Source organism: Myxacorys sp. (genome assembly GCF_059501405.1).
On sequence record NZ_JCACCM010000116.1, the window covers coordinates 32,830 to 57,072 of the forward strand.

General features: G+C 48.9%; 21 protein-coding genes. 8 read left to right on the top strand and 13 right to left on the bottom strand.

The annotated features are described in order from the left end of the window. Positions 1 to 46: 46 nt before the first annotated feature. Entirely contained in the window at positions 47 to 1,132 is a 1,086-nt protein-coding gene (locus tag AC5I6P_RS15100; protein WP_495694599.1) for a cytochrome c oxidase subunit II, read from the bottom strand. 525 nt (positions 1,133 to 1,657) lie between these two features. Here AC5I6P_RS15100 and AC5I6P_RS15105 point away from each other — a divergent pair. The 5 genes from AC5I6P_RS15105 to AC5I6P_RS15125 all read left to right on the top strand — a co-directional run bounded on the left by AC5I6P_RS15105 (position 1,658) and on the right by AC5I6P_RS15125 (position 6,178). Next, positions 1,658 to 2,611 carry a COX15/CtaA family protein gene (locus tag AC5I6P_RS15105; protein ID WP_495694600.1) on the top strand — a complete coding sequence of 318 codons (954 nt, stop codon included), beginning with the start codon at positions 1,658 to 1,660 and terminating at the stop codon, positions 2,609 to 2,611. A gap of 145 nt (positions 2,612 to 2,756) precedes the next feature. Next, positions 2,757 to 3,716, top strand: coding sequence for a heme o synthase (locus AC5I6P_RS15110; protein ID WP_495694601.1), 960 nt, complete (start codon positions 2,757 to 2,759; stop codon positions 3,714 to 3,716). Between the two features lie 100 nt (positions 3,717 to 3,816). Beyond that, the gene (locus AC5I6P_RS15115) at positions 3,817 to 4,833 is read left to right on the top strand and encodes an ABC transporter ATP-binding protein (protein WP_495694602.1); all 1,017 of its coding nucleotides are present in this window, start codon (positions 3,817 to 3,819) and stop codon (positions 4,831 to 4,833) included. A 27-nt stretch (positions 4,834 to 4,860) separates the two neighbouring features. Further along, positions 4,861 to 5,742, top strand: coding sequence for an ABC transporter permease (locus AC5I6P_RS15120; protein ID WP_495694603.1), 882 nt, complete (start codon positions 4,861 to 4,863; stop codon positions 5,740 to 5,742). 82 nt (positions 5,743 to 5,824) lie between these two features. After that, positions 5,825 to 6,178 (top strand): hypothetical protein, encoded by a 354-nt coding sequence (locus tag AC5I6P_RS15125; protein ID WP_495694604.1) that lies wholly within the window; start codon positions 5,825 to 5,827, stop codon positions 6,176 to 6,178. Here AC5I6P_RS15125 and AC5I6P_RS15130 read toward each other — a convergent pair whose 3' ends face one another. Further along, the gene (locus tag AC5I6P_RS15130; protein WP_495694605.1) at positions 6,179 to 8,500 is read right to left on the bottom strand and encodes a bifunctional serine/threonine-protein kinase/ABC transporter substrate-binding protein; all 2,322 of its coding nucleotides are present in this window, start codon (positions 8,498 to 8,500) and stop codon (positions 6,179 to 6,181) included. Between the two features lie 96 nt (positions 8,501 to 8,596). On the opposite strand from AC5I6P_RS15130, the gene nfi reads away from it, so the two are divergent. Continuing rightward, the gene (gene nfi, locus AC5I6P_RS15135; protein WP_495694606.1) at positions 8,597 to 9,256 is read left to right on the top strand and encodes a deoxyribonuclease V; all 660 of its coding nucleotides are present in this window, start codon (positions 8,597 to 8,599) and stop codon (positions 9,254 to 9,256) included. Between the two features lie 168 nt (positions 9,257 to 9,424). Here the strand turns inward: nfi and folB are convergent, their stop codons facing one another. The 5 genes from folB to AC5I6P_RS15160 all read right to left on the bottom strand — a co-directional run bounded on the left by folB (position 9,425) and on the right by AC5I6P_RS15160 (position 14,269). Next, positions 9,425 to 9,784 (bottom strand): dihydroneopterin aldolase, encoded by a 360-nt coding sequence (folB, locus tag AC5I6P_RS15140; protein WP_495694607.1) that lies wholly within the window; start codon positions 9,782 to 9,784, stop codon positions 9,425 to 9,427. Continuing rightward, a complete protein-coding gene (locus AC5I6P_RS15145) occupies positions 9,781 to 11,241 on the bottom strand; it encodes an ArnT family glycosyltransferase (RefSeq protein ID WP_495694608.1) in 1,461 nt (486 codons plus the stop codon). The genes folB and AC5I6P_RS15145 overlap by 4 nt, the downstream gene beginning before the upstream one ends. Positions 11,242 to 11,565: 324 nt before the next feature. Next, positions 11,566 to 13,194 carry an MBL fold metallo-hydrolase gene (locus tag AC5I6P_RS15150; protein ID WP_495694609.1) on the bottom strand — a complete coding sequence of 543 codons (1,629 nt, stop codon included), beginning with the start codon at positions 13,192 to 13,194 and terminating at the stop codon, positions 11,566 to 11,568. A gap of 222 nt (positions 13,195 to 13,416) precedes the next feature. Then, positions 13,417 to 13,539 carry a DUF8629 family protein gene (locus tag AC5I6P_RS15155; RefSeq protein ID WP_495694610.1) on the bottom strand — a complete coding sequence of 41 codons (123 nt, stop codon included), beginning with the start codon at positions 13,537 to 13,539 and terminating at the stop codon, positions 13,417 to 13,419. Between the two features lie 163 nt (positions 13,540 to 13,702). Next, positions 13,703 to 14,269, bottom strand: coding sequence for a hypothetical protein (locus AC5I6P_RS15160; protein ID WP_495694611.1), 567 nt, complete (start codon positions 14,267 to 14,269; stop codon positions 13,703 to 13,705). Between the two features lie 395 nt (positions 14,270 to 14,664). Between AC5I6P_RS15160 and mgtE the strand changes: the two genes are divergently transcribed. Further along, positions 14,665 to 16,020 carry a magnesium transporter gene (gene mgtE, locus AC5I6P_RS15165; RefSeq protein ID WP_495694612.1) on the top strand — a complete coding sequence of 452 codons (1,356 nt, stop codon included), beginning with the start codon at positions 14,665 to 14,667 and terminating at the stop codon, positions 16,018 to 16,020. A gap of 427 nt (positions 16,021 to 16,447) precedes the next feature. Here mgtE and AC5I6P_RS15170 read toward each other — a convergent pair whose 3' ends face one another. After that, complete coding sequence (locus AC5I6P_RS15170) at positions 16,448 to 16,798, bottom strand: DUF5615 family PIN-like protein (RefSeq protein WP_495694613.1); 351 nt, start codon at positions 16,796 to 16,798, stop codon at positions 16,448 to 16,450. Positions 16,799 to 16,860: 62 nt separating this feature from the next. Between AC5I6P_RS15170 and AC5I6P_RS15175 the strand changes: the two genes are divergently transcribed. After that, positions 16,861 to 17,196 (top strand): DUF433 domain-containing protein, encoded by a 336-nt coding sequence (locus AC5I6P_RS15175; RefSeq protein ID WP_495694614.1) that lies wholly within the window; start codon positions 16,861 to 16,863, stop codon positions 17,194 to 17,196. Positions 17,197 to 17,232: 36 nt separating this feature from the next. Here AC5I6P_RS15175 and AC5I6P_RS15180 read toward each other — a convergent pair whose 3' ends face one another. The 5 genes from AC5I6P_RS15180 to AC5I6P_RS15200 all read right to left on the bottom strand — a co-directional run bounded on the left by AC5I6P_RS15180 (position 17,233) and on the right by AC5I6P_RS15200 (position 24,198). Continuing rightward, complete coding sequence (locus AC5I6P_RS15180) at positions 17,233 to 17,976, bottom strand: LexA family protein (RefSeq protein ID WP_495694615.1); 744 nt, start codon at positions 17,974 to 17,976, stop codon at positions 17,233 to 17,235. A gap of 107 nt (positions 17,977 to 18,083) precedes the next feature. After that, positions 18,084 to 18,863 (bottom strand): 3'-5' exonuclease, encoded by a 780-nt coding sequence (locus AC5I6P_RS15185; protein ID WP_495694616.1) that lies wholly within the window; start codon positions 18,861 to 18,863, stop codon positions 18,084 to 18,086. A gap of 90 nt (positions 18,864 to 18,953) precedes the next feature. Continuing rightward, positions 18,954 to 20,387 (bottom strand): DEAD/DEAH box helicase, encoded by a 1,434-nt coding sequence (locus AC5I6P_RS15190; protein ID WP_495694617.1) that lies wholly within the window; start codon positions 20,385 to 20,387, stop codon positions 18,954 to 18,956. A 320-nt stretch (positions 20,388 to 20,707) separates the two neighbouring features. Continuing rightward, a complete protein-coding gene (rimO, locus tag AC5I6P_RS15195) occupies positions 20,708 to 22,096 on the bottom strand; it encodes a 30S ribosomal protein S12 methylthiotransferase RimO (protein ID WP_495694618.1) in 1,389 nt (462 codons plus the stop codon). Positions 22,097 to 22,725: 629 nt separating this feature from the next. After that, the gene (locus tag AC5I6P_RS15200) at positions 22,726 to 24,198 is read right to left on the bottom strand and encodes a beta-barrel domain-containing protein (RefSeq protein WP_495694619.1); all 1,473 of its coding nucleotides are present in this window, start codon (positions 24,196 to 24,198) and stop codon (positions 22,726 to 22,728) included. Positions 24,199 to 24,243: the final 45 nt, after the last annotated feature.

Consider the following 24,243-nt stretch of genomic DNA (forward strand, 5'->3'; position numbering starts at 1 on the left):
TATGGGCTATGAGGGCATGGAGATACCCGATTTCCGTTCGATGAAATTAAGAATGTCCGTTGTGGGGACGTAGCTGGTCGAGAATCTCTGGGCTGAGGCCCATCTCGTGAGCATAGGGGGCGAGATACTGCTCGGCGGTCATCGTGGCGGGATTGGCTGCAATGGCCTGATCCAGTGTATGGGCACTCGCAACTTGCTGACTCTGAAGCCAAGTGTCATAGGCTTCTTGAGGCTCCACAACAACGATCGTTCTCATTGCGCCATGGTACGCCCCGCATAGTTCAGCACAAATCAGTGGATATTGACCTTCTCTAGTCGGCGTGAAACGAAGTTCCGCCTCGCGGCCAGGCACAGCGTCTTGCTTTAGACGAAACTCTGGAACCCAAAACGCATGTAGAACATCATTAGCAGAAATATTAATCAATACGTCGCGACCTAAGGGAACGTGCAGTTCTCCTGCCACCACTTCGGTTCCCGGATAGGTAAACAGCCAAGCATACTGCATTCCTGTCACGTTGATCACTACCTCAGGGGGCTTTCCTGCTTTCTCTGGGGATGAACCAACCTGTGGTTGAGTAACCGTTCCCAGCGTAGGTGCTTCTTTCCGTTTCGGAATATCTTCTCGCACAGCATTGGTCGCCGGGTCTTGTAGAACGGATTCGGCTTTCTGCTGAGTGGGCTCGGCTTGAGAAATAAGAGTTGCGGCAATAGCACTTCCCGGCTGCGCAGCCACTTGATGGTGAGCTTTTCCGTGTGCCATTGAGTGATCCATCGGGTTCATACCGCCTTCAGCTGTATAAACGTCAAAGCTGTAGACCGAAATCCCTAACACAATAATGGCTGGAATCGCTGTCCAGAGAATTTCTAGCGGAATGTTGCCGTGTACGGGCGGTCCGTCACTCGTATCGTCAGGAGCACGTCTGAACTTAATGGCGCTGTAAATCAGAATGCCAGTGACCAGTAGAAAAATACCTGTGCCAATCGTCAACATGGCGTTAAACAGATTGTCTACTGAAGCAGCATTCTTAGAGGCTTCAACGGGTAATAGATTGTGGTTCTGACCGTACCAAAAGCTAATAAGGGTCAGAAGAATACCAGCGAGCAGCGTTGTAATTTGACTTGGAATATTCACGGCTCATCACTCTCATTCATGGGGGACGTGGGATCGGATGTAAGAAGACCTACTAAACGGGAGAAGGCAACATGGATTATGGCTGGTTTGCTGTCCCTCGGTCTGTTTGCTCAGAGCATAGACATTTGAAAATAGACGTTTGAAATCTTAGTGCTTGAAATTCTAGTATTTGGGCTTTGGATGGAGAGCGCCCTCAAGAGAGATCCTAACGCGAAAACCAGTAAGGCTGAATGTCAGTTTGACTCTAAGCTGAAACGCCAAAACCTCTATATTGGTTAACTCCCCCCTCAACGGTACGACACCCCTCTTGGGATGTGTTCTGTTTCAGAAGTATCCTTAATGTTTTCTTTGGGATCACAGCAGAAGCGTTGTGGAAGGTTGACTTGAAGCCATTGAGAATCCGAAGAATTCCCTAAAGCTGTTTAGAATTAACGATTCCATCACTAAAGTAGAACTTAGAGCAGATGCTCCGATTTCCGTGAACTTTTATTTTCTCTTCAGAGACCGGAACAACAAATTTCTCAGATGTCAAATTCTATTCTTCACTCTTCTCCTGTTTCTTCGCCCTCATCTACTGCCGTTAGAGTGTGGATGACGCGGTTGGTGTTTGGTCTTGCGATCGCGACGCTCTTCCTAATGGCATTGGGCAGCGCTACCCGTGTGATGAATGCGGGGTTGTCGTGTCCCGACTGGCCTTTGTGCTATGGGGAGCTTGTGCCGCGGCAGCAGATGAACCTGCAAGTTTTTCTAGAATGGTTTCATCGTCTTGTCGCCACAACGATTGGCTTTGGCGCGATCGTGCTCTGTGGTGCCGCGTGGTGGTTCCGTCGGGACTTGCCTCGCTGGATGCCGAGCGCTGCGAGTTTCGCCCTGTTTCTCGTTGTCTTTCAAGGAATTTTGGGCGGTCTGACGGTGACTGAGTTGCTGCGATTTGATATTGTGACGGCTCACCTTGGAACCGGACTGTTGTTCTTTGGAACGCTGCTGGCGATTGGATCTTCCCTGGTGGTTTACAAAGGAATTGGAACCGTCGGCAAACTCCGCTGGGTGGGTGTAAGTGCGGCAGTTTTGGTCTACATGCAAAGCATTTTGGGAGGATTAGTTTCTTCTCAATGGGCACTGCACCAATGTTTGGGGACATCAAAGCTCTGCACAGTGATGAATAGTCACATTGCCGGAATTGTGCCACCTACGATCGCGGTGCTAATGCTGGTCGTCATGGCTTGGCGAACTCCAGCACTTTCATCTGCGTTGCGGCAATTGGCGAATGTTGCTGGGCTGCTGTTGCTGTTGCAAATTACGTTGGGTGTTGCGACGTTTCGACTCCGATTGCAGGTGGAGCCGTTGACGGTAGCGCATCAGGCAACGGGCGCTGCGCTGTTGGGAACGCTGATTGTTTTTGCAGTTTTGGCGTTGCGGGATCAAGCAGCGGTGCAATTACCACTATCAACAGATGAAACGCTTGCAACGGTGGAATGATAGGTGGCTCTGCACGATTTGTACTGAACAATCGCTGCAATTCAATCCTTGGAACAATGGCTACATAAAGACGCAATATTTGCTAGACCAATATCTTTAAACGCAATATATTGCGTCTCTACTCTCTCGTTTATGGAATACGCGAATGCAAAATGCAATGACGGGCGTTTCACGCCGCAATCAAGATTTCCTACAAATTATTCAAAGCTATGTTCAACTGACAAAACCTCGGATTATTTTGCTGCTGCTGATTACAACAGCAGGGGCAATGTGGATTGCAGCAGAAGGACAGGTTGATCCAGTATTGCTGTTGGTGACGTTGCTAAGCGGAACGTTTGCCTCTGGATCAGCGAATACGATTAATTGTTTGTACGATCGCGATATTGATTATGTGATGGAGCGGACGCGCGATCGCCCACTTCCGTCGGGTCGGGTCAGTCCCCGTGATGCGCTGATCTTTGCGATCGCGCTGGCGATCGCTTCGTTTACGCTGCTGACTGTCTTTGCAAATCTGCTCAGCGCCTGTTTAGCAATGTCGGGCATTCTGGTTTACGTGCTGGTTTACACGCATTGGCTCAAGCGGCATAGCACTCAAAATATTGTGATTGGCGGCGCGGCAGGTGCGATCCCTCCGCTTGTGGGTTGGGCAGCCGTGACGGGCGAGTTAAGCTGGGCAGCGTGGGTTCTATTTGCAATTATTTGCCTGTGGACACCACCGCATTTCTGGGCGTTAGCCATCCTGATTCGCGAAGATTACGCTAAGGTCGGCGTGCCAATGCTGCCTGTAGTAGAAGGCAACGAGTCTACGAGTCGTCAAATTTTCTACTACACGCTGTCGTTAATTCCAGCAACGCTGCTGTTGGTCTATCCGTTGCATGTGATGGGCGTGGTGTATGGCGCGATCGCGATGCTGCTAAACGGCATTTTTGTGCAAAAGGCTTGGAAATTGATGCAAACGCCATCAGATCTGCAAGTTGCACGCGCAACGTTCAAATACTCAATTTTCTACATGATGCTGCTTTGTGCGGGTATGGGGATCGATAGCCTCCCGCTCACTCATCAGCTTGTCGATGCGGCGACAACGTACATCGCTCGATTAGGGTAATCCTCCTCAGGAGATCGCTTCTCCACACCCCCTGCTCTGTTCACCAGAACCACTACAATAGGTGTAGACATGTTGAGATTTGTATAGAGGAGTACCGGCTATGGCTGCGGTCTTCATCGAAAAGCTCCAGAAGCGCTATGGGTCAGTAGAAGCGGTCAAAGATGTTTCGCTCACTGTTCAATCGGGTGAAATTTTCGGCCTGCTTGGACCCAATGGAGCTGGAAAAACGACGACACTCCGCTGCTTGTGTACGTTGACAGAACCAGATTCAGGCACGATCGAAGTCTCTGGCATTTCAGTTGTTGACAATCCTCGTCAAGCTCGGCAGCGGCTAGGATACATTGCTCAAGAAGTGGCACTCGACAAGGTTCTGACTGGGCGAGAGCTTCTAGAGTTGCAGGCTGCGCTCTATCACCTGCCGAAAGCCACTGCCAAACAACGAATCGCAGAAATGATCGATCTCTTAGGGCTAGACGAATGGGCAGACAAGCGGACGGGAACCTACTCTGGTGGTCTCAAGAAGCGACTCGATTTAGCCGCCGGACTGCTTCATCAGCCTGATGTTCTTGTTTTAGATGAACCGACCGTCGGACTCGATATCGAGAGCCGTAGTACTGTATGGAATTTCTTGCGGCGATTGCGGGAAGCTGGAACAACGGTTCTAATTACGAGCCATTATTTAGAAGAAATTGATGCACTCGCCGATCGCGTTGCCATCATCGACCGCGGCGTGGTGATTGCGTCCGGTACGCCGTCTGAATTGAAAGATCGAGTTGGCGGCGATCGCATCACGCTACGGATTCGAGAATTCTCTCCCACAGACGAAGCTCAACAAGCAAAATCTCTTCTAGAATCTTTGCCAACCGTTCAAGAGGTCATTATCAATCCGGCTCAAGGCAATTCTCTTAATCTCGTGGTGACCCCCAATAGCGAAGCGTTAATGGGCGTTCAGCAAGCGCTACAAAAAGCTGGACTCCCAACCTTTGGCATTGCTCAGTCGCGTCCTAGTTTAGATGATGTCTACCTCACGGCGACAGGTCGCACTCTGTTAGATGCGGATCTGGCGGCGGCAGGAAGCCGAGATGCAAAAGCTGAGAAGAAGCAAAACATGCGCTAGTTCTTCTGTTATCAAAAGGAATGTATTATGAGCAGCACGCTTACCCCGTCTAAAAGCGGTCTTAGTGAAAAGCCTTTAGTTACACCGTCTCAGCCAAATCTGGTTGGGGAGTTTGTTCAAGAAACCTTGGCACTGACTCGGCGGTTGTTTATTCAGCTTCAGCGGCGTCCGTCTACACTGGCGGCAGGCATTATTCAACCGCTCATGTGGCTGATTTTGTTTGGGGCACTGTTTCAGAACGCACCCCAAGGATTGTTTGGCGATCGCATCAGCTACGGTCAGTTTCTCGGCGCGGGCGTGATTGTCTTTACGGCATTTGGTGGTGCGCTTAATGCTGGGCTTCCGGTCATGTTCGATCGCGAGTTTGGTTTCCTCAACCGCTTATTGGTTGCGCCATTAGCATCAAGATTTTCGATCGTAATGGCATCTGCAATCTTCATCACGACCTTGAGCTTGATCCAAACAGCCGCGATCGTGGTGATGAGTGCGTTGCTCGGTGCAGGATTGCCGAACGCATTTGGGCTTGCCCTCGTTGCATTCATCGTTCTGTTGCTCGTGCTGGGAGTGACTGGATTGAGTCTTGGACTTGCGTTTGCTTTGCCAGGGCATATTGAACTGATTGCCGTTATCTTCGTCACTAACCTACCGCTACTGTTTGCAAGTACGGCACTTGTGCCATTATCGTTTATGCCCAAGTGGTTGCAAGTCGTTGCGACTCTCAACCCGTTGAGTTATGCGATCGAACCCATTCGCTATCTTTATCTTCACAACGATTGGAGTTTTAGCAGCATTATTATGCAAGCGCCTTTCGGCAACGTGTCTCTTGGTGGTGCGCTGCTCATCCTAGTCGGATTTTGCACCCTTGCCTTGATCAGCATTCAACCCTTGCTGCGTCGTCGCCTTGCCTAAAAAAAACTCTTTTTGGGGAGCATTTTTCAGAAAAACCCGTCTTGGGTAGAATTGCAGTATCACGTAGTGGGAGTTAATGGTTATGGCAAAGTTTGTGTTGGGTCTGTTAGCAGGAGTAGGATTGGTAATTGCATTTGCGCCTGCCTCGTTTGCTCAAATTCCTGGTAGTACTCCTAATAGCGCTGACCTTCTAAAAGATCCTCAGTCCACTGATTCCCTCACTGACTTGTTTAACAACCGCAGCAATGGCAGCACCACAGGATTGATGCAATTGATTCAGCAACTTTCTCAGAGTCCGCTTGATCCGGCAGCGTTTCGAGCGCAACAACGCGAAAATCTAGATGCGGCGGCAAAAGCGTTTAGAGATCAACAGCGTCAACGCCTCCAGCAGACTCAAACTGCTCCCTCAGCGGTGACTCCTCCCGCGCAAAAATAGTTATCTAACGGGCTGAAATTCGTACTGCTTTGCTTTGGCTTTTGTTCGCGCTGGTGTCACTTTCATCAGCGCAATTTTTGTTTCGCGATCGCCTTCTGTCGAAAAACTAAACGGATGAATTCCGCCAGGCGATACAAAATCTGGTTTCGCTAAAATACTCCGAATTCCGTTGCGAGTCGGAGATCGCCCAATTGCGGTAATCAGGGCTTGTGTGGCGTCATAGGCAAGCACAGTTCTCCAGTTGACAGCGTTATTCCAAAGCTTGATTGCTTGCTTTTGAAACGGAGAGTTATTGACCTCTAATTGGTAGTAAGGAACTGCGATCGTTAGTCCAGTACTCGCATCGCCACTCCTGAGAATTCGAGGAGAAAACATCACATCTCCTGCCAGCATTGGCAACCGTTTTTGGTTGGCCGCAATCACTAACAAAGCGCGATCGACATATTTGTTATCCGGAGCCAGCATCAGCACCTCTGCCCCTTTGCGAATTGCCATATCAACGGCTGCCGTCTGCTCAAAGTCTGGCGCATTAAAATCAATCTCGGCAGTGCTGCCTTTATTACCAAAGAACAACGCATCCTTAAACGCATTTTTCAGTGATGTGCTGTATTGGCTAGTGGAATTGTAGAAAATGGCGACTTTCCGCTTCTTAAGCTGATTCACCGTATAGTCTGCCAGTCGTTTTGCCGGACGTTTATCGCTCGGCATGGCCCGAAACACATAGCGGCTGAGCGTGGATAACTCCGTGGCAGAACTAATGGGGGCGATCGCCACGAGTTCTCCTGCCTGATACACTTCCCCCGCCGCAAACGTTGTGTCACTAATGCCATGCCCGACCACGCCGAGAACGGCTGGAGTATTCACCAAGATTTTGGCGAGGCGTTGAGCCGTATCAGGATTATTGTCATCGCTGGCGATCGCAACTTTCAATTTCGTTCCGTCAATTCCGCCAGAGGTGTTGACCCGCTCTTGCGCTTGGGCTACGCCTCGCAAAAGCTCGTTTGCAGGTTGAGGTTGGGTTTTAAGCGGCACAGCAACTGCGATCGTATAGGCTTTTTCCGTTGCAATTGCAGCATTGTTGAGATAAATCAGCGTTTCTGGGTCAGATCGATCTAGAGCGCGGGCTTTTTTTAACGCCGCGATCGCAATGTCAAAATTGCCTGCCGCTACCTGATCCGCCGCTTCCTGTTTGAGCGGAAGGTTGGCTCCCACTCCCACTCCCAAAACCCGTTCACCATAGCTAATTTTGTCTTGGTCTGAACTGAGTGGACTGGCGATTTGAGGGGGAACAGATGGAGGTGAATCAGGCTGTCGAGACAATGCCCACGCCGATGCACCTAGCACCGCGATCGCGCCCGCCCCGATCGCGGCAATCTTCAATTTTGTAGATTGGCTAGGCTTGTTTGGAGATGAGTCCTGAATGTTAGCGGAAATGTTAGACAGATTGGAAAAGCGGTGTCCATCAATGAGGGAAAGCGGGGCTTGAGTGAACAGCGACTCTTCTTTAACGTGGGCCAAAGCTTCTAAAACTTGGGTAGCCGATTGATAGCGATTGGCAAAATGAAATTTCGTCATGGTTTCGATGACGATCGCTAACTCTTCGCGCACCGAGGCTTGGTTGCGCCATAGTAATTCATACGTCTTTGAATCGTGAGGCAATTGGGCAGGGCGGACGCCTGTTAAGGCTTGAATCGCAATCATGCCCAAAGAATACAAATCGCTAGTGATATGCGGCTTTCCAAGACACTGTTCGCTAGAAGCATAGCCAGAGGTATAAACCGGGAGGCTAAGAGCCGTATCAGACTGCGATTCTGTAATCGACGTTTCGATACTCTTAACGGCTCCAAAATCGATCAGGACGAGTTTTTGATCGCGATCGCGCCGAATCAGATTGTCCGGTTTGAGATCGCGATGAATCACGCCATGACTGTGAACAAATTCTAGAGTTTTCAAAACATCTTCTAAACAGTCAATTACCCAGTCTTCTGATCGTTTCTGACCTGCGGCTAGCTCATCGCTGAGCGGATGTCCCTGCACAAATTCTTGAACAAGATAAAACTCGTTATCTTCTTCAAAATAAGCGAGCAGTTGCGGAATTTGATCATGTCTTCCCAGTTTCTCTAGCGTTTCTGCCTCCGCAAAAAACATGCGTCGCGCTTGCTTCAAAATGATGGGATCAGGAGTTGAAAAACTCAAATGCTTTAGCACACAAACAGGATTGCCGGGTCGTTTGGTGTCTTCGGCAGTGTAGGTGTGCCCAAAGCCGCCTGAACCGAGTCCTCTTACAATCTTGTAGCGCCCATCAAGCAGTCGTCCTAACATTGCACCCGTCTGAAGTGATATATCGCATTTTAGGTCGATTCGGTTGAATCGAACATAGAGATAGATTCATGATTTGTAAATCAAAACCGTTAGAGAATGAAGATACAACAGAGACACGAGTGGACATTAACCGCAGAAGCTGCTGTTGGGATTCAGCAAGACTTGCGTCAAGAGGTGGTGACGCACGATCAGTTTGGTGTGGTGAACTATGTTGCCGGAATCGATGTTGGGTTTGAGGAGGACGGCAAAATCACGAGGGCGGCGGTAGCCGTGCTGACTTACCCAGAGTTGCAGTTTTGCGATCATGCGATCGCGTGGCGTCCAACAACGTTTCCTTATATTCCGGGCTTTCTGTCGTTTCGAGAAGTGCCTGCGGTGCTAGATGCGCTTGAGACGGTGCAAACTGTACCCGATCTGTTGCTCTGCGATGGTCAAGGATTGGCGCATCCGAGGCGGTTTGGCATTGCGTGCCACTTGGGCGTGCTGACGAATATGCCCACGATCGGCGTGGCAAAATCGCTGTTAGTTGGCAAGTATGGTGAGGTTCCTGAGGAGCGAGGTGCTTGGGTGGAGTTGCAGCACAAAGGAGAGAAGATCGGGGCAGTGTTGCGAACTCGTCCTAAAACGAAACCTCTGTTTATTTCGTTAGGACATCGCATCAGCTTAGAGACTTCCTTATCGTACGTGATGGGCTGCACGACGAAGTATCGCCTGCCCGAAACGACGCGCCATGCTCACAAACTAGCCTCAGGATAAAGACATTCTTAAATCTGCTTTATCTTTTGATTTTCTCCGATAAATTAAATGCGCATAGTTACCTCCTAACTGCGTCTAGTGCCCCGTTGAGCCATTAAAGTCCAAACGGGGCTTTTTGCTGAATAAAGGCTCCGAGCTCCCGAAGAAATGGGAGCTCGCAATATGCCGTCATTTGAGGCGCGTAATGTCAATTACAATCTTGCCGCCAAAGTCAGGAATTGGCGCAGCAGGCTTAGTTAATTTCACTTGTACCTGTCTGACACGGTCGAGCGATAAAGCGGATTCCGCAATTGCGGTTGCCAATCGTTCTATTAATGCAAATCGAGAGGTTTTTACCAACTGCTGGACGCTCGAAATAATGTCGCGGTAGTCGAGGGTGTCTTCTAAGCGATCGCTCTGTCCCGCTTTTTCTAAATCGAGCCACAGCGTTAAATCCACCTCAAACCATTGCCCTAACACCTGTTCTTCCGGCAATACGCCCGTGTAGCCGTAGCATCGAATGTCGGTTAAATGAATGTAATCTGTCACGGTTTGTACCAGTATCCTTTCTGCACATAGTAGTTCTTGATCAAAATTCCAAATCGGGTGACTGGAACTGTGACTGGCTCAGAAACGCGATCGAACTTTGGCAGTAGTTTCCCCGTTGCTGGGTACCAATCATCCCAAACAATCACGGCATTTTTGCCCTCTAGCTCGCCTCGATCTGAATGCCAAAAGTCAAATTGATCGACGCGATCGCTCACTGCAAGCACATCTTTATTGTTCAATTCGTAAGCTAAAGCAGATGCCGAGCGATAATCAGTTGTCATCAATAAAGGCGCTCCCAATTCTTTTGTTTGACGGCTGACTTCACTTGCAACCTCACGCCAGCCAAACAACATGCGCGAATCGGGGTCAACGGTCTGATCCATAAACGCAGATAGGGGAAGCACGGCGTAGTGAACGACGACCAGCGTTGAGATCAGTAAGCCATACAAAAATGATAGCCGAGGTGGGCGTTTGGGAAATGCTAACGGAAGTAATGGAAATAATAGAATATAGGCAGTGATATTCCAGTAATACAATGCAGCAGAAATGAGAGAAATAATAATCAGAACAACAGAAGAAATGAGAAAAACCCAGAAGGCAAGAATCGGATAGACAGAGGTGACATCTTTAAGCTGAGTCCGATTTTGTAAAACTCGAAAGAACCCTCTCCAATAAAATGGAGATACCAGAAAATAGGATGCTCCCAAAAATCCAATACATGCACCAATCTTAAGTCCATTAGCAACTGGATTTACGCTTCGATTAAGGTAATATTGCAACGACTGAAAATCATTCGAGTGATTCCACAGCACAATTGGAATGAGGGCGCTGATCGCAATGGCTGCTGCAATGTAGAATCGTCGATCGAGTAACAAACGGCGCAAGTGGGGAACAGCTAGGATAGTGGCGAGGAATCCTAAACCCACGAACACGGCATTGTATTTCGAGAGCCCTGCGAGTGCGATCGCGGCTGCGGAAAGATACAACCGTCCTGTCTCCCCTCGACCGTTGGCAATAAATCCATCCGCAAATCGAACAAACTGATACGCAGACACTAACGAGAAGGTAATTAGGAGATGATCAGGCCACGCTAACCCTAGAAATACAAAATATAACGGTGATGCGAATACTAGCAGAACAGTAAACCAAAATCGTTGTGGGGTTTGCTTTGGATACAGATAGACTGCAATGCGATAATACGTATAAAAGAAAACAGCACTACTGAGTACATTGGGAAGCCGCAGCACAAACTCCGATCGTCCAAATAAGGCGGTAAAGGCTCCCTGCACCCACGCTTGCAATGGCGGATGATCGTAGTACGACCATTGGAGATGCTGGCCCCAAAGCCAATAGTATGCCTCATCAGAATTTGGAAATGCTTTCAACCAAAAGACAAATCGCAGCGCAACGAACGCGATTAGAAACACAAACCAACTAGGAGAGATTGGGGAACGCACGAGATCTAGAGGTTCAGGAACAACGAATAATCAGTGAATTAACAATCAGTGAATTAACAGTCGGTGAATTAAAAACCAGTTTCGGATTGCAAGGATACCACTTTAGACCCGCCCTTAAGATCTCCTATCAATTCGTAATATTTGCGGTGCCTGCAATCATCGTGCCTGCATCTGTTGCGATCTCACTAAATGCACGGATACCACTTTAGACCCGCCCTTAAGATCTCCTATCAATTCGTAATATTTGCGGTGCCTGCAATCATCGTGCCTGCATCTGTTGCGATCTCACTAAATGCACATTGCGCAGCGGGGCTGACCCGATCATTACTCTCCCTCAGTCTGGTCAGACGGCGCGGTGTCAGTTTGGTTTGACTCAAAGGCAGGACAATAGCCTTCAGGCGTTACTTTAAAGTTAAACAACGGAGACGCTGGATTCCAACACCGCTGTCCTCGATAGTGACGACAGATAGAACAGGAGTCTTTTAGCGTTCCATCGATGGATGGCGAGATGCGATCGCTATTTTGATTGAGCAACTCCCGCTCCGTCAGGCCGCGCAACACAAGCTCCTGTCCTTGCCATCGCGCTTCTACAAGCCCCGTATCGGCTAAACCCCGCCAGCGCGAGTCAGCCGTAATTGCATCGGGTAGCGTAAACGTTACCATCGTTCCAAACTCTGAAAGCTCTCCCTCATAGGTCGTCTCCGGGGGAGCAGGCTGCAAGAAGGTTTCTCCAATCGGTAGCTCCACCAAACTTCCCGCCGAAGGCGAGTGGAGGTGATAGCGATTGTGTAACTCTTCTAACCCGGTTAGATCAGATAAATAATTGGGATTTCCATGAACAAAGACCACGTGCTGCGGACGCAAATTGTGAATCAGCTGCGTTGTGCTAGGACCATCACCATGCTGCGCCAAAAGATACGTTTCCATCTCCAGACCGTCAGAATTGGGGATCAAAAACGGGTCGGCTAAATGTTGAGGTAACAGCACTAACCAAGGCTTAGTCTGAAAAAATGCATTCCAATCTAAAGCAAGATCGGTCAGGACAATACATGGAGATTTGCCAACAGCTTGGCGCTGATCAGGAGAGAGCCGTCGCACTCGTGGACGGATGCGATCGTCCCAAAAGAGGGATTGGTGACGCGCAAAATTTTGAACAGAGGCAGGAAAATGCGGCAACAAATCCAAATACGCATCGCATCCGGTTGTGATCGTGCCATCAACCCAAATATCTAAATCGCGCCCTGTAAATGAATGATGGCTCCGCAGCAGCATCAACAACTCTTGGCCCAAACCCAAAGTTGGTACAGGCAGCAGCACCGATTGTCCATCTGTCAGCGCATTACTGATGCGCTCTGCCAAATAATTTTCTTGTTGCCGACGGTGAGGATAGCGTGCCGTGCCGTAACTGCCCTCAACGATCAAAACATCTGGCTCTAGTCCGCGCAGTTCCTCTAGCCGCAACCCTTCAACCAGGCGCGAGTTGGACAGAAAGAAATCTCCGGTGTACAGCACCGTGTACGGGCGAGCATTAGTATCCCGCGGCGTATAGGTAATTAGAATTACGGCGGCTCCCGGCAAATGCCCTGCCGGAAACAGTTCTGCCGTCAATCCATCTAAAAACTCGACTGGCGATCGCCACGGCAACGCTTGGGCAAACAGAGGAACTTGCGATCGCTCTGTGATCCAATTGAGCGCTAACAGTTGCGTTGTCACCTCACTGGCATAAATGGGCAACTGAGGAAAGGTTTGATGCAGCGGTAGCAATCCCCTTGCGTGATCGGCGTGAGCATGGCTGCATAGCACTAAGTCGGCTGGCGGCACATCGGATGGCAAAAGAGCCGTATCCCATAAGCCACAGTCCAGCAAAATTCGATAAGGCCCCATCCGCACGAGGAGACATATTCCTTCGTCTGCATGACCGACACTATAGGGAAAGCATTCCAGTTGAGTCACGTAGTCATCCGTCGTCTGAGTGGAGGGTAGGAGCTATCTCTAGTTTAGGATGAAGTGCGATCTTCTGGAATGCGCTCTATGCTAATCGCGTTTAGGTAACGTAAAACTAGGCGCAGTTCGTTAGGCAATGCCATAAACAGCACCGTCGCAAGGTTCGTCACTAAATCGTGAATGCTAGGTCATGGACAACTGAAGCCCACGAGTGAAGCTAGAGCCAATGCTTTAGTGAGCCGAGCCATTACCATGGTAGTTGTCGGTATCGTAGAATCCGTTGCGCGTCCCAAAAAATAGACATGCGATCGTAAAAAGCCCGGTTAAGACGACTAAAACAAGTTTGACATCCATGATGAACCTACCTAGTAATAAAGATTGCTCGGAGTGTACAAGAGAGATTGGCGCACCCTCAAGCTAGTTTGCTAACTCTAAAGTAACGTAAACCGAACGTGTAGAAACTTTAGCAAACCCTAAGATTCTCCCTGAGTAGGCTTGCTAAAGCAGATTCTTCTTTTCACGGTTTAAGCTTCTGTCCGCGATCGGTAAACTGCACCGACTTAATCTTTAACACTTTATTGCCCGTCAACGTTTTTCTCAGACTGCCATACAGGGCTAACTGTTCACAATTTGAGAGCGACTTTAATTGCCGCTTCGCTCCTGAAGCGATTCGGAAATCGATCGTTGCGACGCCTTTTTTAACGTTGACTCGATATCCCGATAAACTAAAATCATCGCTATCTAAATCTTCTAGAACCCGACCAATTGTTTTTTCTAACGTCTTCGTTTTAGATACTCTTACTTTCTGCGGCACAAACTTATTACATTGATTATCAAGCTGATAAAGCGTCACTGGAAGGGTGTTCTTATCAGGAGGTTTCGGCTTGTTGACAACTTTTCTAGCGCTTTGAACCGTAGGGCTTGGAGCTGGAGAAGCGGCTGAAACAGAAGGACGCGGAGCTTCATTAGGGGTCGATTGACATCCTGAAAGCAAGATTAGAAAAACAAGCAGAAGGTAAATACCTTGAGACTTGAGCGATGTAAAGGTTTGCAAATCTTGCAAACCTTTACATCGCTGAGACACCTGAGAGGAGTTAGCAAGACCTCTTTGAAAGAGTGGACTCACTGTTTTTTTACTGTGTAGGAAAAACTTCATCAATGCTAGTTTTCTTTAAGTACCTTTAGAGACCTTTCCTGTTTTGGTCATCAACCCTAGGAAAGAAGAATAACGCTTAGCAAGACTGAGCGTTTTAAGGAAAATCTTTATCCAAAGAGGGACTTTCTTATAGAGTACGCTTTATGACATTGTGGAATTGCTGCATCAGGGGTAGCATATTTATAGCGATATCTGCAACAGATATTGATGTTGAATTTTGTAAAGTTCATGGACGTCGTCCATTTATCCAACACTAGATAGCTCCCTTAGCCTGGCAGCCTCAGTCTCCCAGCGCGAGGGATGATTTGAGGAGGTCATAATACATGCTCACCCAGGAAGCTCGGACGTCTCTGTCTGAAATTGATGATTTAAATCGGCTCAAAATCGAGCTTAATGAAATGCCTGCGATCGACGTGGGCGACTACATTAAAGGACTGCCTGAAGAGCGCCGCGCGATCGCGTTCCGGTTACTCAACAAAACCCAGGCAACAGACGTATTTGAGTATCTGCCTCCCGATGTCCGCGAAGAGTTGATTGGTTCGCTGCACAATGCCCAAATGTTTCACGTCATTGAGGCAATGCGTCCCGATGACCGAGCGGAACTGTTTGATGAGTTGCCCGCTGGCATCGTCAAGCGGCTTGTTCAGCAATTGAGTCCCGAAGAACGTCAAGCCACGGCAACCATCTTAGGGTATGCGGAAGGCACAGCTGGGCGGGTGATGACCACCGAGTATGTCCGCTTGCGGCAGGGCTTAACCGTAGGGGAAGCTCTCAGCAAAATTCGCTTAGCTGACCGCGATAAAGAAACGGTTTACTACGCTTACATCACCGATAACAACCGTAAATTAAAACAGGTTGTGTCGTTACGACAGTTGGTGTTCTCGATTCCAGATGCCCGGATTGAGGACATTGCTAGCGATCGGGTGATCAAAGCGCGAACCGAAATGCTGCAAGAAGAAGTGGCGCAACTGATGAAGCGCTATGACTTGTTGGCTGTCCCTGTGGTCGATCGCGAAGATCGCCTCGTCGGGATCATCACCGTAGACGATGTGGTCGATATTCTTGAACAAGAAGCCACAGAAGATATTCAACGCTTGGCAGGTGTGGTAGATGGAGGCGAATCCTCTCTGTCGTCACCTCTTTCAAAAATCAAAAGTCGGTTGCCTTGGCTGCTTGCCATTATGGGTTTGTACATTGGTGCATCCAGCGCGATCTCGCCCTTTCAAACGACGATCTCGGCTGTCCCTGTTTTAGCAGTGGTGATGCCATTGTTCTCGAACACTGGCGGAACCGTGGGCATTCAAACCTTAACCGTGACCATCCGATCGCTTAGTGTTGGGGAAGTGACGCCGCAAGATACGCTTAAAATCCTGCGAAAGGAGCTAACGGCAGGATTAGGAACTGCGATCGCGCTGGGTATGGCCATGGTGCTGATCTCTCTTATTTGGACAAAGCCAGAAGAACGCTGGGTCTCCCTCATGGCAGGGCTGGTGATGGCAACCAATAGTTTAGTCGGAGTCACGCTGGGCACGTTGTTACCCATTGGTTTTGTTCGCCTGAAAATTGATCCAGCCTTGATGAGTGGTCCACTCGTGACAACGCTGCTTGATACGATTGGCTTTATCCTATTCCTCACCATGGTCACGATTAGTCTCAACGTTCTAAACGTCACCCCCTAGAGTATGCTTTAAACCCTCAAAGCCAAAGTACGATAGCAGTGGTATGGTTCACATCGCCTGGTAATTTTCACAGCGCGTAGCAAAGTAACTCAACTGATTGAGTCGGGTGATTTTGCATCTGGAAATACGGGAGTGTCCTTTGAGCATTTGGGCAATTTGCTCAATTTCGTTGCCGAAGGGAGCAAGCTGAATGACAGCCAATTCAGGATTGGCTTAGTAGTTCGTATCAACAAACAGCATGGCGTGAGAGGTGGGTAAAATGGACAGCTAAGGAGGTCGTGGAACCCACAACAATCAATGAACCCTACCCTAATATCGAAAATAATTACTGAGGTTTTAGCTGAGAAGAAATTAGGAAGACGGCAGTGAAAGTTGATGGCTCTGCCAGTAAAGCTGCTCGATCGCACTCAGCAAAATCGAGCAATTGTCATTTCAGTGGAACGTAACGAATCTGTGATTTCAACTCATCCTCAAATTCTGTTAGTAATAGAATGTCTTCAATTACCTGAGCGATGGGCGCATCTTGCTTTGCTTCAATAACCCCAGGCATGGGTAGGCCTACCGCTAATCTTTGATAAGCGTATTTTGTGACTGTTTTAACGTCGTGAGTTAGCAGAATTCGTTGTTCTTGTGCTGCCCATTCCAAGATATCAGGATCGTCAGATCCGTCCAAGCCAACATCTTGTATGCGGACAACATCCAAACTTGGCTGCTGGCGGCGTAAACCTCGAACGATCGCACCTTTAAAGTTCTCGTCAGCAACTAATTTGGCAGCCACAGCAAACGACTCTCCACAGATGAATGGAAGTATACTAACTTTTAGATAGCAGCATCAGAGATATGAGCTTAGTGATTACAGCCGAACCCATTCCTCTTTACACAAAAGATGGAGTTGTTCTCGTGAGGGGAACACGAGTTCCATTAGACACGGTTGTGATTGAATTCAAGCAGGGTGCAACTGCTGAAGAAATCGCACAGCAGTATTCTTCGTTGGAATTAGCGGATGTATATGCAGTTATTAGCTATTACTTACGCCATGAAAGCGAAGTCGAGACGTATCTCCAGCAGCAACAGCAAGACGCTAAACAAGTTCGTGAAGAAAATGAACGTCGATTCCCATCTCATGGATTACGCGATTGCCTTCTTGCTCGCCGCCAATTACGTAACAAGCGATAAGTTCCTGAAACTATTTCTGCATCTAGTGCACTCAATTTACTTAAAAAACTGCGTCACGCTTCTGACAATTCCGAGAATTTCAACTTCGCGAACCCCAATATCTTCACAGTTTGAGTCTCTTAGTAAAATGGGTTTGTGTGTTTTACTATTCCGATTTCGAGGTTCGAGAAACTCGCCTTGGTCAGTTCTCCGAAATCGTTTCACTGTAATGTCAGCATTATCGATCAGAGCAACGACTATATTACCGCTTTCAATGCGTAGCCAAGATTTACTCCAACTTCTATCAGGCGTCTCAACGCTTAAGATAGATCCGGGATAGATGCCTTCATCAACCATAGAGTTACCAATTACTCTTAAGAAAATTGTTCGCTCTGGTGCTTTAATTAATAAATCAGTTAAATCACATTCCTCATATCCACCCGCAGTAGCATCATCTAAGGAAATCACTTCAAAACTTGCAGCTACTGCCGTTGAGTAGATTCGGTAGAGACGAGGTTTGCTCTTTGAGTAGCAATTATTGCTTGGCAAAATCAAGTCAATCTCAGAGTTTTTCAAAGCTGCAATTAGTTCTGTTAGTTCTAATCCTGATTGCTTTAGAGCGGAAGCCAGATCCGACAAATCTAATCCTGCGTGCTTCAAGATTGACCAAATCTGTGTAAGAGCTTTCTTTTGCTCAGCCTGAGCTAACTTAAACGGAACTTTAATTCTGCTTTCAGCTTCTTCTTCCCAATCTGGTTTGCGTCCTTGATTCTTTCCAGAACCACCTTTTGATTTAGCCATGAGTAGGTAGTAAATTTATACTAAAAGCATCTTACAGAGCATTTGAACTATTCAGCAAGGTGCGTTTGAAAAATGGATAGAAATTAAGTCGATATCATGTATGTAGGCTACGGCATCGAAAGCTGATGGCTTTGCCAATAAAGCTGCTCGATCTCGTGGCGGCGAAACAAATATGCACCGCTCCGAGGGGAAACATAAGGCTCAAATCCAGCAGCCATCAACCGAAAACTCGCGGCTTTCTGTGAACATCCCAAAAATTTAGACGCTTCACTAAGCGGTAATAATTGCTCACCAAATCGAGCTAAAACCGTCTCATCATCTTCGTTATGAATTTCTTTTAACAACCGTTCTGCAAGCAGCCAACACGCGATCGTGTCTGCCTCAGCCCGGTGCGATTCTCCGACCGGAAACTGAAAATGTTGAACCAAATCCGGCAACTTGCGCGAGGGCAACTCAGACAACATGATCCGAGAAAGCTTGACTGTACACAGCTGCTCAGATTCAGGACGATCATAGGGAATTCCTAATCGCTGGTATTCGCCCTGAATAAAGGGATAGTCAAACGTAATATTATGCGCTGTGATCACACCCTCACTCAGCAACGGTAAAAATTGCTCCCAAACCTCTGCTGACAGCGGAGCCATATCCACCATTTCCTGAGAGATGCCTGTAAATTTCGTAATCATTGACGGCACTTCAACTTGAGGATTGATCAAGCTCGTCTGTTGGTGCAGAATGCCATCTTCCAAACTTGCATGAAGCACCGAAACTTCGATCGCCCGCGATCGCGGCGGTTTGTGTCCGGTTGTTTCAAGATCCACCACCGTCAGCGATCGCGCTGTCAGGCTTCGATAATATGCAAGTAAATCAGTCGATAAAATAGGCATACCCTCAATTTCCACCAGAAACCACAATTCGTGACGTGAGATCAGAATAACTTCCAATTCCACGTCACGAATTAAGCCACAACTTGCGAATTACTTCGACGGTGCGGGTGTTTTTGATGGCGCTCGCTTGCCACTCGGATTCGACGGTCTGTTCCGCTTCGCGGGCTTCGGCTTCGGCACACCCGAACGAGTGTACTCGTCCTCAACCGGATCGCTGCCCATCGTCAGCCAAGCGGGACGGGTCTTATCGTAAATCATCTGCAACGCTGCCGCCGCGATCGTATGCGGTTCATATTCTTCGGCAAGCTGAGACACGATCGGTAAGAATGATGCCATCCGTTCACCAGAGAGCGCTTCTTTGACTTGGCCTTGCAGCTTCTCTAAGTAGCGACCTTCGATTTCAGCACGAGTCGGGATCGGTCTGAACTCTAAGCGCTGTCGCACGTGATGCTCAATGTCACGCAGTTTACGACGATCCATCGAGTGAACCAGCGAGATTGCGGTTCCCTCTTTGCCCGCACGTCCTGTCCGACCAATGCGGTGGACATAGTTTTCGACGCTATCCGGTAGGTCATAGTTGATCACATGGGTCAAATCGTCCACGTGAATACCGCGAGCTGCAATGTCGGTGGCAACTACCCACTTAATCTGCTGCTGACGAAACCGAAGCAACAGCCGCTCGCGCTGACTTTGGCTCAAATCACCGTGGTACTCATCCACACTGTGCCCTGCTTCTTGCAGTTGGCTAGTTAGTTCAGCTGCTGCTCGCCGGGTGCGCACAAAAATCAGCGCAGATTCGGGATCTTCAAGCTCAAGAATCGGCAAGATTGCCCGTGCTTTTGTCCATCCACGCGGAACAGAGTAGGCAACTTGATTAATCCGATTTGGAGCGGCTTTAGGTTGCTCCACGGTGACCGTGATGGGCGATCGCAGAAACTTTGACACCAGTTTGCGAACTGACGGCTCCATGGTTGCCGAGAAAAAGGCGGTTTGACGCTCTGTTGGAGCCTGATTCAAAATCTTCTCCACGTCTTGAATGAAGCCCATATTGAGCATTTCATCGGCTTCGTCAAGCACCATCCACGTTAGCTTGTCGAGTTTGAGCGCTCCGCGAGAGAGCAAATCAATGACGCGTCCCGGAGTCCCAACGACAATTTGAGCGCCGCGACGGAGAGCAGAAATTTGCTGCTCGATCGACTGTCCGCCGTAAATCGCCACTGTCTTCACTCGACGATCTTCATTGAACCCTCGAATAGCCTGGCAAACTTGCATGGCCAGTTCGCGAGTCGGGGTCAAAATCAAAGCTTGCGTGACTGGAGCTGCTGAATCAATTTGCTCCAAAATGGGAAGCGCAAATGCCGCCGTCTTGCCTGTTCCCGTTTGCGCCTGTCCAACGACATCCCGCCCTGCTAACAGGTGAGGAATGGCTTGCGCTTGAATCTCAGTCGGAGCAGTAAAACCAAGCTGCTCTAGCTGTTGAATGCGGGTTTCAGATAATCCGAGGCTTTGGAATGAAAGGGTCATTACATCTCCTATAAGGTCAAAGACATGCGCCAAACAGGGCAATCAGGGGATGTCAGACATAGACTGCGGGAAAATAACCTTTGAAGGGTAGACCCTTCATTCGGTCGTGGCAAGGCTGCCGTGAATCTATCGTCCAACCAGCAGGGTTGAATTGGGTCTGATACGAGTCAGTCCCAAGTAGTTCTGCTGAAATTGCCACTCAGGGCGCGTGAAAGGTGAACTGTGTACTGAATAAACGCTGTACGAACAGTGTGAGGAAAATCGAAATTTGAGACGATCAAATGAATCAAGAAGGGCTGGTCTCAATTCTGTTTGAAATCTTATCGAGCCGTTAGCAGCGGGGGCTGCATCAGATCGGCGGCGGTGGCAACGCGACCGTAGAGATCGTAGATGTCGGCATCTGCGATCGCAACCGGAACTAGGGAACCTAACGACGCTTCTCCTTGGACGTAAACGAGTCCATCCACATCCGGAGAAGAGCGGGCAGAGCGCCCGACTAGCTCACCTGTTGCCGGATTTTCTTGCTCAATCAACACATCCACCACCTTACCAATCTCTGCTCGATTTCGCTTAAGCGAGATCGGCTGCTGGATCTGCATCAGGGCATCCCGACGCGCATCCATGACAGACTGGGGCAGTTGATCAGAAAGATCATAGGCAGGGGTTCCCTCTTCCGCAGAAAACGTGAACACCCCAACGTGATCAAACTCGTGACGCTGCACAAACTGCCCTAAGTGGTCAAAGTGCGCGTCAGTCTCACCGGGAAATCCGACAATCAGCGTGGTTCGCAAGACTGCGTTCGGAATCGCGGTCTTAATCCGCTCAATGATCCCATCATTGACCCGCCCTTGCCAGGGGCGATTCATCATTCTAAGAATCTCAGGATGAGAATGTTGAAGCGGCAAGTCTAAATAGGGCAACACGTTTGGAGTATTTTGGATGGCCTCCATCACCTTTGGAGTGAGCCCAGTCGGATAGGCGTAATGCATCCGAATCCAAGGAACATCCACGTTGCCCAGTGCCTGTAGGAGTTCGGCTAACTTTGGCTCACCGTAAAGGTCAAGGCCGTAGTTAGTCGTAATTTGGGAGATCAGAATAATCTCCTTAACTCCTTCAGCAGCAAGCTGGTTGGCTTCTGCCACGATCGATTCGATCGAGCGCGATCGCTGATTCCCTCGCAAGTGGGGAATGATGCAAAATGCACATCGATAGTCGCAGCCTTCAGCAATTCTTAAGTAGGCGACTCCCTCAGTAGTTGTGCGATACCGGGGTGTCGTCTCATCGGCGATGTAAGTCGGCTCAAGCGAAACCTCGCTCACTCGCTCTCCGGCTTCCGCCCGCTCAAGTACGTTAACGATCTTATGGTAATCGCCTGTCCCGACCAATGCAACCGCTTCCGGAAGTTCGTCGAGCAATTGCTCCTGAAAGTGCTGCGCCATGCAGCCTGTAATCACAATCTTCTTGTCAGCTTCTGCTAGCTCGACTAAAGTGCGAACTGATTCTTCTCGCGCGGCTTGAATAAAGCTACACGTATTGACAATGACAAAATCTGCAATTTCTTCATCTGTGTCTACGGTGTAGCCTGCTTGTGCTAGCAAGCCGAGCATGTGCTCTGTGTCAATTCGGTTTTTTTCGCAACCCAAGTGAGCGATCGCAATCGTTGGCTTTTTGCCCATGTAGTTAGAACTGAGGAAGTAAAGGAAGGTCAATCGAAATCTAAAACCGCGGCGATTACAGTGCAAGCTCCTGCTAGGAATTGCTTGCTGCGACGGTTTACCCCCCGCTTTACGACCCACTTCTGCAAACTCGCGTCAATGGATACAGACAGATGCAATCGCTGTCGTGTTGATCTATATCATAGCGCAGATTTACAATTATTACGTTCTGTTAAACTGTTTTCTGCGATGGAAGTAGAACAAAGAATCATTCGGGATTGGGGCATGGCTATTCATAATAGCAATAAAGACGTTTTTTTGGTGATACTTTTTTTTGGTGATACTAATGATGTAGGCATCTCCTTCGATTCCTCAAACTGATCCGCCCCCTCCTGCTAGAGAGACGCTGCCCATGATTACAAGCTGCCCATCGAAGACCTAGAGGAAGCTGGGTTCCCCGTTGACTCAATGCTCCCCGCCTCTAGATTGAAGAACTCAGCGTAGGACTGAGAATGACACGGTGAGTTTGAGGGGATCACTCGTCCGTGCTTGCGCCGATTGCACTGAAGCGCAACCAGCACAAGTTGCTCTGAATTTATCGCAGTCGGGCATGGCGATCGCGTAGTTTTGCAGATCACAGAATTATCTGAAGATTCAGATCTGCTAAATGAGTGAGCCGTGAACTAGCGCACCGAGAAGGCTTCGCTGAAGCGACGCGTCACAGGTTCAATAATGAAAGACAGAATTGATTTCTTGCGAGTCACAATGTCAGCCGTCGCTGCCATTCCTGGCGTGAGTTCGACATCTCGCCCCCGTACGGGGATCATCTTTTTACTCAACAGGACTTTGGCGGGAAACACTGGGCCCATATCGCGCCCGTTTTCATCTTTCTCCACCACGGCGTTTGGACTAACATCCACGACTTCGCCCTCAATTACACCAAACTCTTGGTACGGAAAGGTGGCTAATTTCACTTTGGCTTTTTGTCCAGCATGAATAAAGCCAATGTCTCGGTTCAGCACTTTAACTTCTAAAACTAGATTCTGATCGCGCGGAGACACGGACAATAGTTCTTCGCCCTGCTGAATCGAACCTTGAGTTGCTTTGACGTTGTAGATTGTGCCATCGAATGGGGCTTTGATGGTTTCACGATCGCTGCGTTGTTTCTTGGCGACCTCAATTTCGCCCCGCTTTTTCGTCAATTCTTCACGACGCTGATTCAGTTTTGTCAGGATTTCACCTTGTCGCTGAGGCGCTAACCCTTTCGCTGTGCTTTTTGCACCTTCGTAGGCTTGCTGCGCCTGTTGAATGCGATCGCGCTGGGCATCGATTTCTTTGTCGAGCGACACAATCTGAGTTTCAGCATCAGTAATTTGAGTGGCTGCGGTCGTGACTTGCTGCGAGGCTTGGGCGACTTGCTGTCTCGCGTTCAGCAACTCGAGGTGAGGCACGGCTCCGCTATTTTCGAGGCTACTGAGCCGCTTTTCCCGTTCCCGTGCGATCGCTAGACTGCTCTCGGCGTCCACCTTGTTCGATTTAGCGTTCTTCAAGGTTGCATAGGCACCCGCTAAGCTCTCTTGAAACCGCTCTAGACGGGTTTGAGCCTCACTCACGGTGGCGACTTGACGATTGGCCTCTGCCACGGCCGCCGCCTGCTTATCTAGAAACTCTTGCTGACGCGCCGCCTGCAATTGATTTTGTTCGGTGTTGCCGACGTTAGCTTGCCCTCGGTTTTCTGACTCTAATCGGGCAATATCTTCCTCAATTTTCTTTGCCTCTTGGGTCAAGCTTTCAATACTTGTTTCGGCGGCTCCTGGATCAATCGTAATCAACAGGTCGCCTTTCTTGATTGTATCGCCTGCTTTGACCTTGATATCTGTGATAGCCCCGGCGCTAGTGGCTCGCAGCGGACGAACTTCGGTCGATGGAACTAGCTTTCCGTTGGCGTTGGCAACTTCATCCACTTCGCTAAAATGTGCCCAAGCGATCGTACCGACCACCAGCACACTAATGGTTCCAGCTAGAAAGCGCGTGTAAAAGGGCGGCAGTTCTTGAACAGCTTTACCTAATTCATAAGATAAAGACTCCTCTGGATTGGCAAGACGTTGTTTAACTTGCTGTGAGTGAGCGGGATTGGAGGATAAGGAAATCTTCATGTCTATCTTAGGTAGAGCAGTGAGGGACTGTTAGATAATGCTTGA

Coding starts and splice junctions, on each gene's coding strand:
- AC5I6P_RS15105 (WP_495694600.1), top strand. CDS start 1,658: ATGTCAAATTCTATTCTTCACTCTTCTCCTGTTTCTTCGCCCTCATCT.
- AC5I6P_RS15110 (WP_495694601.1), top strand. CDS start 2,757: ATGCAAAATGCAATGACGGGCGTTTCACGCCGCAATCAAGATTTCCTA.
- AC5I6P_RS15115 (WP_495694602.1), top strand. CDS start 3,817: ATGGCTGCGGTCTTCATCGAAAAGCTCCAGAAGCGCTATGGGTCAGTA.
- AC5I6P_RS15120 (WP_495694603.1), top strand. CDS start 4,861: ATGAGCAGCACGCTTACCCCGTCTAAAAGCGGTCTTAGTGAAAAGCCT.
- AC5I6P_RS15125 (WP_495694604.1), top strand. CDS start 5,825: ATGGCAAAGTTTGTGTTGGGTCTGTTAGCAGGAGTAGGATTGGTAATT.
- AC5I6P_RS15130 (WP_495694605.1), bottom strand. CDS start 8,500: ATGTTAGGACGACTGCTTGATGGGCGCTACAAGATTGTAAGAGGACTC.
- nfi (WP_495694606.1), top strand. CDS start 8,597: ATGAAGATACAACAGAGACACGAGTGGACATTAACCGCAGAAGCTGCT.
- AC5I6P_RS15155 (WP_495694610.1), bottom strand. CDS start 13,539: ATGGATGTCAAACTTGTTTTAGTCGTCTTAACCGGGCTTTTTACGATC.
- mgtE (WP_495694612.1), top strand. CDS start 14,665: ATGCTCACCCAGGAAGCTCGGACGTCTCTGTCTGAAATTGATGATTTA.
- AC5I6P_RS15175 (WP_495694614.1), top strand. CDS start 16,861: ATGAGCTTAGTGATTACAGCCGAACCCATTCCTCTTTACACAAAAGAT.
- AC5I6P_RS15180 (WP_495694615.1), bottom strand. CDS start 17,976: ATGGCTAAATCAAAAGGTGGTTCTGGAAAGAATCAAGGACGCAAACCA.
- AC5I6P_RS15185 (WP_495694616.1), bottom strand. CDS start 18,863: ATGCCTATTTTATCGACTGATTTACTTGCATATTATCGAAGCCTGACA.
- AC5I6P_RS15190 (WP_495694617.1), bottom strand. CDS start 20,387: ATGACCCTTTCATTCCAAAGCCTCGGATTATCTGAAACCCGCATTCAA.
- AC5I6P_RS15200 (WP_495694619.1), bottom strand. CDS start 24,198: ATGAAGATTTCCTTATCCTCCAATCCCGCTCACTCACAGCAAGTTAAA.